12 protein-coding genes are annotated in these 7,981 nt (G+C 66.8%); 3 read left to right on the top strand and 9 right to left on the bottom strand.

The window, feature by feature from the left end; all coding sequences use genetic code 11:
* A partial coding sequence (locus GTP90_RS33930; RefSeq protein ID WP_371875168.1) for a type IV pilus assembly protein FimV occupies positions 1 to 457 on the bottom strand: 457 nt, incomplete at its 3' end.
* A gap of 155 nt (positions 458 to 612) precedes the next feature.
* On the opposite strand from GTP90_RS33930, the gene fumC reads away from it, so the two are divergent.
* Positions 613 to 2,010, top strand: coding sequence for a class II fumarate hydratase (gene fumC / locus GTP90_RS33925; RefSeq protein WP_161087643.1), 1,398 nt, complete (start codon positions 613 to 615; stop codon positions 2,008 to 2,010).
* A gap of 6 nt (positions 2,011 to 2,016) precedes the next feature.
* Here fumC and GTP90_RS33920 read toward each other — a convergent pair whose 3' ends face one another.
* Complete coding sequence (locus GTP90_RS33920; protein ID WP_161087642.1) at positions 2,017 to 2,937, bottom strand: hypothetical protein; 921 nt, start codon at positions 2,935 to 2,937, stop codon at positions 2,017 to 2,019.
* 191 nt (positions 2,938 to 3,128) lie between these two features.
* Between GTP90_RS33920 and GTP90_RS33915 the strand changes: the two genes are divergently transcribed.
* Positions 3,129 to 3,347, top strand: coding sequence for an RNA-binding S4 domain-containing protein (locus tag GTP90_RS33915; protein ID WP_161087641.1), 219 nt, complete (start codon positions 3,129 to 3,131; stop codon positions 3,345 to 3,347).
* Between the two features lie 156 nt (positions 3,348 to 3,503).
* Complete coding sequence (locus GTP90_RS33910) at positions 3,504 to 3,794, top strand: DUF883 family protein (RefSeq protein WP_161087640.1); 291 nt, start codon at positions 3,504 to 3,506, stop codon at positions 3,792 to 3,794.
* Here GTP90_RS33910 and GTP90_RS33905 read toward each other — a convergent pair.
* From GTP90_RS33905 to GTP90_RS33875, 7 genes are all read right to left on the bottom strand, one after another.
* Positions 3,791 to 4,255 carry a DoxX family protein gene (locus GTP90_RS33905; protein WP_161087644.1) on the bottom strand — a complete coding sequence of 155 codons (465 nt, stop codon included), beginning with the start codon at positions 4,253 to 4,255 and terminating at the stop codon, positions 3,791 to 3,793. The two genes, GTP90_RS33910 and GTP90_RS33905, sit on opposite strands and share 4 nt — an antisense overlap.
* Before the next feature lie 30 nt (positions 4,256 to 4,285).
* Positions 4,286 to 5,938 carry an MNIO family bufferin maturase gene (bufB, locus tag GTP90_RS33900; RefSeq protein ID WP_161087639.1) on the bottom strand — a complete coding sequence of 551 codons (1,653 nt, stop codon included), beginning with the start codon at positions 5,936 to 5,938 and terminating at the stop codon, positions 4,286 to 4,288.
* A 22-nt stretch (positions 5,939 to 5,960) separates the two neighbouring features.
* Positions 5,961 to 6,233: a BufA1 family periplasmic bufferin-type metallophore gene (locus GTP90_RS33895; RefSeq protein WP_161087638.1), complete on the bottom strand. Its 273-nt coding sequence runs from the start codon at positions 6,231 to 6,233 to the stop codon at positions 5,961 to 5,963.
* Positions 6,234 to 6,511: 278 nt separating this feature from the next.
* On the bottom strand, positions 6,512 to 6,712 hold the full coding sequence (locus GTP90_RS33890) for a YjfB family protein (protein WP_117015501.1): 201 nt from the start codon (positions 6,710 to 6,712) through the stop codon (positions 6,512 to 6,514).
* A 53-nt stretch (positions 6,713 to 6,765) separates the two neighbouring features.
* Entirely contained in the window at positions 6,766 to 7,311 is a 546-nt protein-coding gene (gene mobB, locus GTP90_RS33885) for a molybdopterin-guanine dinucleotide biosynthesis protein B (RefSeq protein ID WP_161087637.1), read from the bottom strand.
* 70 nt (positions 7,312 to 7,381) lie between these two features.
* On the bottom strand, positions 7,382 to 7,576 hold the full coding sequence (locus tag GTP90_RS33880; protein ID WP_161087636.1) for a hypothetical protein: 195 nt from the start codon (positions 7,574 to 7,576) through the stop codon (positions 7,382 to 7,384).
* Positions 7,577 to 7,645: 69 nt separating this feature from the next.
* Positions 7,646 to 7,981 (bottom strand): general secretion pathway protein GspB (locus GTP90_RS33875; protein WP_254452175.1); only part of this gene is annotated, 336 nt, incomplete at its 5' end.

Genomic DNA, 7,981 nt, shown 5'->3' with positions numbered 1-7,981 from the left:
CCGCCCGCGCCAGCAACGCCGCCTGCGCCGCGGTCGGGGCCGGCAACGGCGGCGGCGCCGGATTCGGGTCCGCCTGCAGCCACACGGTTGCCGCGCGCACATCCTGGCGCCCGGCCGCGCTCAGTTCCAGGAACAAATGGACATACTCGGCCTCGATGGCGCGGGTGGTGGTGAGATGGAGGAACTGGCGGCCGTCGCGCCGCACCACGGCCATGTGCAGCGAACCCAGCGCCGGGTTCATGGTGATGTTGGCGCCGCGATACACATCCTGCTGCGCCAGCCGCACCTGCAGCGCCGACACCTCGTCCGGCGCCAGCTGCACCAGCTCGATGTCGGCCGCCAGCGGCTGGCCGATGTAGGATCGCACGGCGATATCGCCCAGCTCCGCTGCAGGGACGGCGGTGGCCAGCAATAGGGCGCCGGCTAGGATCGAGGTCAGGAGAGTGTTGCGCTGCATGTTGGGGTCGCTTGGCCGCGAATTCTTAAAGTGTATCAGCTATAACGGCGGATTTTCCCGGTTTTGTAGCCCTAGGTTAATTTTTCCAGACTGCGCTACACTGGACGGACCTTGGCAAATACACATGATTGCCATCCCCGCGCAAAGGAAAAACCATGAACACCAGAAGTGAACGTGACAGTTTCGGCCCGATCGACGTCCCCGACCACCAGTTGTGGGGCGCGCAAACCCAGCGCTCGCTGGAGCATTTCCGCATCTCCACGGAGCGCATGCCGCCCGAGCTGATCCACGCGCTGGCCAGCGTCAAGCGCGCCGCCGCCCGCGTCAACCTCGACCTGGGCCTGCTGGAGGGCGACCGCGCCATCGCCATCACCCAGGCCGCCGACGAGGTGCTGGCCGGCAAACACCCGACCGAATTCCCGCTGGCCGTGTGGCAGACCGGCTCCGGCACCCAGTCCAACATGAACATGAACGAGGTGCTGGCCAACCGCGGCTCCGAGCTGATGGGCGGCGTGCGCGGCGAGGCCCGCAAGCTGCATCCCAACGACGACGTCAACAAGGGCCAGTCGTCGAACGACATCTTCCCCACCGCCATCCACGTGGCCGCCGCGCAGGCACTGGCCGGCAACGTGCTGCCGGCGCTGCGCCAGCTGCGCGACCGCCTGCACGCCAAGGCCGAGGCCTTCGCCGACATCGTCAAGATCGGCCGCACCCACCTGCAGGACGCCACCCCGCTGACCCTGGGCCAGGAGTTCTCCGGCTACGTGGCCCACCTCGACTTCGCCGAGCGCGCCATCAGCACCGCGCTGCCCGGCGTGCTGCAGCTGGCGGCCGGCGGCACCGCGGTCGGCACCGGCCTCAACGCCCATCCGGAATACGCGCACCGCATCGCCGCCGAGCTGGAGCAGACGCTGGCCCTGCCCTTCCGCAGCGCCGACAACAAGTTCGCCGCGCTGGCCGGCCACGACGCGCTGCTGTCGGCGCACGGCGCGCTCAAGACGCTGGCCGCCGCGCTGATGAAGATCGCCAACGACGTGCGCTGGATGGCGTCCGGTCCGCGCTCCGGGCTGGGCGAGATCACCATTCCGGAAAACGAGCCGGGCAGCTCCATCATGCCGGGCAAGGTCAACCCGACCCAGTGCGAAGCGCTGACCATGCTGTGCTGCCAGGTGTTCGGCAACGACGTCGCCATCACCATGGGCGGCGCCTCCGGCAACTTCGAGCTCAACGTCTACAAGCCGCTGATCGCCCACAACTTCCTGCAAAGCGCGCGCCTGCTGGCCGACGGCATGCGCAGCTTCGACGAACACTGCGTGCACGGCATCGAGCCCAACCGCGAGCGCATCGCCGAGCTGATGGAACGTTCGCTGATGCTGGTGACGGCGCTGGCGCCGCACATCGGCTACGACAAGGCGGCCGCCATCGCCAAGAAGGCGCAGCACGAGGGCAGCACGTTGAAGGAGGCCGCGCTGGCGCTGGGCTACGTCAGCGCCGAGCAGTTCGCGCAGTGGATTGTGCCGCTGGACATGACCCGCCCCGGCGCCAAGGGCTGACCTGCGTCAGAAACCCTTGGAATAGCGCACGCCGGTCAGCCAGTCCGGCTTGGCGCCGGCGTCGTGGCCGGGGTTGACCCGCCACATGACGGCGCCGGTCAGCTTGCCCAGGCGGGCGTCGCGGCCGAGCGTGGTGGTGTAGCCGAATTCCAGGTCGCGCTCGGTGGCGGTCGGCCGCAGGTTCAGCGTCGGGGCGCCGAACGCCGGGGCGCCGGGATCGCCGCTCTGCGGCGCCGCGCCGCTGTATTGCAGCGTGCCGGCCCGCACCTTGGCCGGCACCGACAAGGTCACGGCAAAGCGGTCGTGGCTGTTGAACAGCTGACGCGTCGACAGCCCCACGCTGAACGCCATCGTGCGCACCGACGACACCTGGGCGATCAGGCTGTCCGGATTGCCGATGCCCTCGGTGCGGCCGTACGACGCCATCAGCATCAACGCGCTGCGCGAACTGAGCGCGTAGCCCAGCGAGGCCGAGGTGAAGGTGGTGGTGGGCCGGGTGTTCATCGCCAGCGCCGGCGCCTGCTGCGACCCCAGCACCGAGCCGGTCTCGCGCAAGATGCCGACGGTCAGGATGCCGACCGCGCGCCCCACTTTCTTTTCAAAATCGGCGCTGGTGAGGAAACGCTTGCTGTGCTCGTTGAGCATGGGGCCGAGCGGATCGAGCAAGGCCAGGTTGTCCGGCAAGGCGCCGACATGCAGGCGCGGCCCGCCGCTGAAGAGCGCGCCGTAGCGCGCCGCGCCGTCGCCCTGCAGCTGCTCGCTGAGCGCGGACTGGCGGTCCGCCGCATCGAACAGCAGCGACGAACTGGCCCGTTTTTCAAACGCGGGCGGCGGTTTTTGCGGGGCGAAGGGATCGGATGCGGCGGCGCCCGCCAAGCCGGAAAGCGGGCACATCAGGACTGCGACTGGCCAGAGATACTTATTCATGGTGCAACTCGCTGAGGGCAAACCATGCTGCACAAAAATTCAGCAGTTAACTCAGGATAGCAACTTCTTTGCCCGACAGCAACCTCAACCGTGAGGCAAACATCGAGTAAACTGCGGCCCTGTCGGAATGCCGCTACACTATCGAAAGCTGGCACCGGCACCGATTTCACATCATAGCAACAGAGGATAAAATGCAGAAAGTAAGTTTTGAATTGAGCGGCGAGTTCGTTGAGCTAAATCAGTTGCTCAAGCTGGTGGGCCTGTGCGACAGCGGCGGCGCCGGCAAGATGATGGTCGCCGAAGGCGGCGTCAAGGTCGACGGCAAACAGGAATTGCGCAAGACCGCCAAGATCCGCGCCGGCCAGCAAGTGAGCGTGGGCGACGTGCGCATCAGCGTCGTTGGCGTGTAATTTCTCTTGCATTTGGGCAATAATAGGTTAAGCTGAAGCGTGTGGCGGGGAGGCCCGTTTGACGCAGCGCAAACCGGCGGCAGCGCGCGCCGATATATTGAAATGGCCTGCCGCCCGGCTTGTTCAACCAGTTTCATTTATGACCAGGGGAACGTCATGGACGATCCTGCACCCAATATGCAAACACAGGAACGCCTGCTCGACGACCTGCGGCAAGTGATCGAAAACGCCGAGGAACTGCTCAAGAACACCGGCCAGCACCACGGCCTGTTGTATCAGGCGGCGCGCGCCAAGCTGGCGCAGGCACTGCTCACCGCCACCGAGGAACTGGCGCGCTTCGAGGATGTGCAGCTCAACCGCATGATGGAACTCACCGCCGCCGCCAACCGCCTGCACAAGGACCTGACCGGCGAGGCCAAGCTGTTGCGCGCCTTCCGCCCCACTTAAGCGGCGCGGCGTCCGGCCAGCCAGGCGTCCAGCGACAACTTGCCCGGACCATAGGCCACCAGCACCAGCAGCATCGCGCCCCAGTAGAAGTGGTCGTTGATCGCGGCCGGGCATTCGAAGGTCAGCAGCTGCGGGTAGGAAATCACCGCCATCGCGTTCACCAGGAACAGCGCCATCGCCGCCGGCCGCGACACCAGTCCCACGCACAGCAGCACCGGCAGCGCCAGTTCGCCGGCCGCGCCGAAGTAGGCCGCCAGGTCCGGCGGCAGCAGCGGCACCTTGTATTCGTCGTGGAACAGCGCCAATGTCGCGCTCCAGTCGCTGACCTTGACCAGGCCGGCCTTGAAGAATTGCCAGCCCACGTACCAGCGCAACGCCAGGCTCATCAGGGAACCGCCCCACGCGGTCAGTGCCGCGTCGTAGCGGGAAATTTGTTGGTGCCAGCCGAGGATAGTTTTCATCATTGCGCTTTCAAAATTAGTTAGTCGCCACTAGGCGTCTATCCTGACAACCAATGCGTGATCTATCCATTGCTGCAGATTGGCGGCGATGTCGTACTCGTCGTCGCGCTCGAAGGCCGCGTCCAGCGCCGCGCCGAACGTGCCGCCCGCCGCCAGAACCGACAAGGCTGCGTGGCTGGCCGCCGTCAGCGGCAGCACCTGGGTTTTCCAGCGCGGCCGCGTGACCAGCCCGAAGTCCGGCGACGCCAGCTCGGCCGGGAACGGCACGCCGCTGCCGGCCTGGTGCGCCTGCCACAGCGGGATCGTCGCCCACTCCGACGCCAGCAGCGTGCAGGCTGGATGCAGCGTCAGCCGCGCCGTCTCGACCTGCTCCGGCGTCAGCGCCGCCATCTGCTGCGCCGTCACGCCGTCCGCCGACGGGGCGTAGTGGGCGCGGTGCAGGGTCCACTCCAGCGTCGCCATGTCCGGCAGATACGGGTAGTCGGCCACATGCGGGAAGGCGCGCAGGAAGGCGGCGAAGTGGGCGCCGAAGCGGTTCAGGTCGCCGTTGTCGGAGGGATGGGCGCGGCCGTAGGCCTGCGCCAGGCCGCCGAAGAATTCCTCGCCCACCAGTTGCTGGATCACCGGATAGGCCGCGCCCAGCGTCTTGCTCCAGGTGGCGCTGAGGTTGCCGCGATACAGCGCGTAGCGGTGCCCGTTGGACTCGCCCTTGAACAGCGCCAGCGCGGCCGGCGCCTGGCGCGCATCGAACAGCGCGCCGGCGAAGGCTTGCTGGCTGGCGGCCAGCGCCGGCGCCTGATCGCCGGTTGCCGGCTGCGCGGCCGGGCGCGGCGCATCGGCCACGGTGGCGGCGGCGTATTGGCGATGCAGCGCCTCGGCCTTCTCCGCCTCGCCCAGCAGCACGCCCAGCCCGGGGATGTCGGTATCCCATTCGACCAGGGTCGGCAGCGCGCCGAAGCGCCGCAACGCCGCCTCGTACAGCCGCCAGACCGGCTCGGCCACGGTGTCGCCGTGATGGTCGATCACCGCCTCCGGCGTCACCAGGTGGCCGGCCAGATGCATCTCGCCCACCATGCCGGGCCGGATCGCGGCGATCGCGGCCAGCGCGTCCTCGCCGTGATTACATTGGTTGACGTAGAGATTGTTAATGTCGAGCAGCAGGCCGCAGCCGGTGCGCGCCGCCAATGCCGCCATGAACTCCGCCTCGCTCATCGCGTCCGCGTGGAAGCGCACATAGGTCGACACGTTTTCCAGCAGCAGCTGGCGCTTGAGCACATCCTGCACCCGGCCCACGCGCGCGCACAGCAGGTCGAGCGCGGCCTGGTCCAAGGTGAGCGGGAGCAAATCGTTGAGTTGCCGGTCGCCGACGGCGCTCCAGCACAAATGTTCGGACACCAGCATGGGCTCCACGCGCTGCACCAGGGCGCGCACACGGTCGAGATGCTGTTCGGAGAAGCCGCGCGCCGAGCCCAGTCCCAGGCCGACGCCATGCAGGCTGACCGGATAATCGCGCCGCAATTGCTGCAGCACGTGCCAGTCCCAGCCGGCTTGGTCGAGATAATTCTCGGTATGGACTTCGAGCCAGGCGGCGCGCGGCCGCTGCTCGAGGAATTGCCGGTAATGCGGAGCCCTCAGCCCCACGCCCACGCCCGGCATTGGCTGCGCTGGACCTGGCAAGGACATGGCTCCGCGACCGGCCGGGCGATTACTTGGCTGGCGCGGCAGTTTTGCCGCCGGCTTTTTCGCAGGTGCCCTTGGCCACGTATTTCCACTCGGCTGCGCCGTTGTCGGTCTTCGACTGGCCGGCGCAGGAGTGCGAACCATTGGCGGCGGCGCAATCGTTCTGGCCGGCCTTGGCGATGCCGAAGCACTTCTCTTTTTCAGCCGAGGCCGACGCGGTGGCGGCGGAAGCGGTGACGGCGGAAGCGGCGCAGACGGTGGCCAGGGCGGCGGCGATCAGGGCTTGACGTTTGTTCATGGTAAGTCTCCTCAAGGATGAAGTTAGGTTGTGCAACGCAAATCGTCTGCAACTGTACGGTAGTCGGCCCATGGCGGGCCGGCCTTACAGTTTTTTTCGGATTTTTTTCAACACTGCCGGGCAGACGCAGCGTACCAGCAATAACGCGACTACGCATCATTCTGTTGACCGGGTTCAAATCGGGAAACTACGCCGGGCGCAGGAACGCCCCGGCACGCTGCGCACCGGGCGGCGCGCAGGTCGGTAAGGCGGCGCCGGGCGGGCCGCAACGACGCCGCTCAGGCTGTCGTGTTGATCGTGTTGCCCAGGTGCGAAGGCAGGTTCGGCGCCGATGGCACTGGCGGGATCGCCTCGATCAGGGCCGCCGCGCTGGACGCCTGGATGTCCTGGGCCTTCTTCAACACCGCCACGCCGACCGCCTGCTTGGTGCCGGTGTCCGCGATCGTGGTTGCCGCTTGAGCAATACCTGAAATGTCCATGTGATCCTCCAATAAGGCGTATCACTTCTTTTACGGACGTTCTGCGGCCAACTTTAGGCGTTGGACGAAACTTTTTTCAAATAGGCCTCCAGCCAGGCTTGTACCGCCTGGGGCTGGTTCACATCCAGCCAGTCCACGCCGGGCCGCAGGTCCGCCGGCGCCGGCTGGTCGGAGGCGACCGCGATCACGCGTCCATCGCCAGGATACAGCGGCGGCTTGCCGGCCGCCGCACGGTACACCTCCAGCTTGGCCACCGGATAGGACTTGAAGCCTTCCAGCAGGATCAGGTCGGCGGGCGCCAGGCGGTCCAGCTGCTCGTCCAGCGACGGCTCGGGCGCGCCGCGCAACTCGCGCACGATGGCGAACCGGAACGGCGACGCCACCATCACCTCGGCCGCGCCGGCCATGCGCAGGCGCGCGCTGTCCTTGTGCGGCGGCTCCAGCTCCAGGTCGTGGTGGCTGTGCTTGACGACGTTGACCTTCAGCCCGCGTGCGGCCAGGCCGGCGATGAGCACCTCCAGCAGCGTGGTCTTGCCGCTGCCCGAGGTTCCGACCACGGCCAGTACAGTGCGCTCGCGCACGGGTATGTCTTGTTGCATTGCCAGCCTCTCCACAGCATCTCGTCGCCGCCATTATACGCAGCAACATCGACGCGGGCACGGCAGCGTCTTACTCCTCGTTCAGGGCCTTGAAGCGTTCGCTGCGGGCGCCGCGCGCGCCCAGGATCAGCAAGCCGATGCAGATGAGACCGGCGACATGGGTGCTGGTCTCCTGTTGCGTGGAGGGCTGCTGGTCCGCAGCGTGGGCGCGTGGAACGGCGAAGGCGGCTGCAATCAGCAGCGGCAGCAATTTCAGGTATTTCATCGTATTTCCCGTGCATGAATTTCAATGATAGAAAAATATCATTTCCACATGACGGGCGGATGACAGCTTTTAATACGGAACGCGGTAGCGATAGCCCTTGAAATTGAACACCGCCTCGCGCGGCAGCAGCTTTTCCAGGACCAGGCCGGGGGCGACCTCCTCGCCTTCGTGGCGCAGCACCTTGTCGATCAACAGCAGGCGGTCGGCCGGATTCTTGGAATAAATGTAGCCGCCGACCGCGATGTGCGGAATGGAACGCTGTATCGGCTCCGGCAGGTCGCGCAGGTTCTGGACCGGTTCTTCCGGCGCGGTGGCCGGCTTGGCGGCTTGCTCGGCCACGGCGGCTTGCTCGGTGGGCGGCGCCGGGGGATGCGGACGCGGCGCCGGCGTCACGGTCGCCACCGG

Source organism: Duganella vulcania (genome assembly GCF_009857655.1).
GTDB lineage: Bacteria > Pseudomonadota > Gammaproteobacteria > Burkholderiales > Burkholderiaceae_D > Rugamonas > Rugamonas vulcania.
The sequence above is the reverse complement of the archived record's forward strand: the minus strand, read 5'-3'. Positions and strand labels throughout refer to the sequence as shown.

Excerpts from the sequence above, each read along its gene's own strand:
- bufB (WP_161087639.1), bottom strand. The coding sequence starts at position 5,938 with ATGTCCTTGCCAGGTCCAGCGCAGCCAATGCCGGGCGTGGGCGTGGGG.
- GTP90_RS33920 (WP_161087642.1), bottom strand. The coding sequence starts at position 2,937 with ATGAATAAGTATCTCTGGCCAGTCGCAGTCCTGATGTGCCCGCTTTCC.
- GTP90_RS33890 (WP_117015501.1), bottom strand. The coding sequence starts at position 6,712 with ATGGACATTTCAGGTATTGCTCAAGCGGCAACCACGATCGCGGACACC.
- GTP90_RS33880 (WP_161087636.1), bottom strand. The coding sequence starts at position 7,576 with ATGAAATACCTGAAATTGCTGCCGCTGCTGATTGCAGCCGCCTTCGCC.
- GTP90_RS33895 (WP_161087638.1), bottom strand. The coding sequence starts at position 6,233 with ATGAACAAACGTCAAGCCCTGATCGCCGCCGCCCTGGCCACCGTCTGC.
- GTP90_RS33905 (WP_161087644.1), bottom strand. The coding sequence starts at position 4,255 with ATGAAAACTATCCTCGGCTGGCACCAACAAATTTCCCGCTACGACGCG.
- GTP90_RS33915 (WP_161087641.1), top strand. The coding sequence starts at position 3,129 with ATGCAGAAAGTAAGTTTTGAATTGAGCGGCGAGTTCGTTGAGCTAAAT.
- GTP90_RS33910 (WP_161087640.1), top strand. The coding sequence starts at position 3,504 with ATGGACGATCCTGCACCCAATATGCAAACACAGGAACGCCTGCTCGAC.
- fumC (WP_161087643.1), top strand. The coding sequence starts at position 613 with ATGAACACCAGAAGTGAACGTGACAGTTTCGGCCCGATCGACGTCCCC.
- mobB (WP_161087637.1), bottom strand. The coding sequence starts at position 7,311 with ATGCAACAAGACATACCCGTGCGCGAGCGCACTGTACTGGCCGTGGTC.